Annotated in this window: 1 rRNA gene; it reads right to left on the bottom strand. The window is 51.6% G+C overall.

What is annotated here, in order from left to right:
* Positions 1-1,826, bottom strand: a 23S ribosomal RNA gene (locus K8B81_RS20755); the annotation flags it as partial.

Genomic DNA, 1,826 nt, shown 5'->3' with positions numbered 1-1,826 from the left:
CCCCAGAGTACCTTTTATCCGTTGAGCGATGGCCCTTCCATACAGAACCACCGGATCACTATGTCCTGCTTTCGCATCTGCTCGACTTGTCAGTCTCGCAGTTAAGCACGCTTATGCCATTGCACTATCGTCACGATGTCCGACCGTAACTAGCGTACCTTCGAACTCCTCCGTTACGCTTTGGGAGGAGACCGCCCCAGTCAAACTGCCTACCATGCACTGTCCCCGATCCCGATAAGGGACCTGGGTTAGAACCTCAAACGCACCAGGGTGGTATTTCAACGTCGGCTCCATGAGAACTAGCGTCCTCACTTCAAAGCCTCCCACCTATCCTACACAGATCCGTTCAAAATCCAATACAAAGCTACAGTAAAGGTTCATGGGGTCTTTCCGTCTTTCCGCGGGGAGATTGCATCATCACAAACATTTCAACTTCGCTGAGTCTCTGGAGGAGACAGTGTGGCCATCGTTACGCCATTCGTGCAGGTCGGAACTTACCCGACAAGGAATTTCGCTACCTTAGGACCGTTATTGTTACGGCCGCCGTTTACTGGGACTTCAATCAAGAGCTTGCACCCCATCATTTAATCTTCCAGCACCGGGCAGGCGTCACACCCTATACGTCCACTTTCGTGTTTGCAGAGTGCTGTGTTTTTATTAAACAGTCGCAGCCACCGATTTTTTGCAACCGCTTTGGGCTCCCTTTGTTCAAGTTCACCTACTTGCGGCATACCTTCTCCCGAAGTTACGGTATCAATTTGCCGAGTTCCTTCTCCAGAGTTCTCTCAAGCGCCTTAGAATACTCATCTCGCGCACCAGTGTCGGTTTGCGGTACGGTCGTGTGTAGCTGAAGCTTAGTGGCTTTTCCTGGAAGCAGGGTATCACTCACTTCGTCTGCAAGCAGACTCGTTATCACCCCTCATCTAAGCCCGGCGGATTTGCCTACCAGGCACGACTACAGGCTTGAACCAACATATCCAACAGTTGGCTGAGCTAACCTTCTCCGTCCCCACATCGCACTACACATCGGTACAGGAATATTGACCTGTTTCCCATCAGCTACGCATCTCTGCCTCGCCTTAGGGGCCGACTCACCCTACGCCGATGAACGTTGCGTAGGAAACCTTGCGCTTACGGCGAGGGGGCTTTTCACCCCCTTTAACGCTACTCATGTCAGCATTCGCACTTCTGATACCTCCAGCACCCGTTACCAGGCACCTTCACAGGCTTACAGAACGCTCTCCTACCACTTGCAATAAATTGCAAATCCGCAGCTTCGGTAACTGGCTTAGCCCCGTTACATCTTCCGCGCAGGACGACTCGATCAGTGAGCTATTACGCTTTCTTTAAATGATGGCTGCTTCTAAGCCAACATCCTGACTGTTTTAGCCTTCCCACTTCGTTTCCCACTTAGCCAATTTTAGGGACCTTAGCTGGCGGTCTGGGTTGTTTCCCTCTTGAGTCCGGACGTTAGCACCCGGTGCTCTGTCTCCCAAGCTGTACTCTGCGGTATTCGGAGTTTGCATAGGTTTGGTAAGTCGCCATGACCCCCTAGCCTAAACAGTGCTCTACCCCCGCAGGTAATACTTGAGGCACTACCTAAATAGTTTTCGGAGAGAACCAGCTATTTCCAAGTTTGTTTAGCCTTTCACCCCTATCCACAGCTCATCCGCTAGTTTTGCAACACTAGTCGGTTCGGACCTCCAGTACCTGTTACGGCACCTTCATCCTGGCCATGGATAGATCACTTGGTTTCGGGTCTACACCCAGCGACTGGACGCCCTATTCGGACTCGATTTCTCTACGGCTCCCCTATTCGGTTAACC

The organism is Flavobacterium hibisci (assembly GCF_020026925.1).
Classification (GTDB): Bacteria; Bacteroidota; Bacteroidia; order Flavobacteriales; family Flavobacteriaceae; genus Flavobacterium; species Flavobacterium hibisci.
This window is presented reverse-complemented; position numbering and strand designations above follow the sequence as displayed.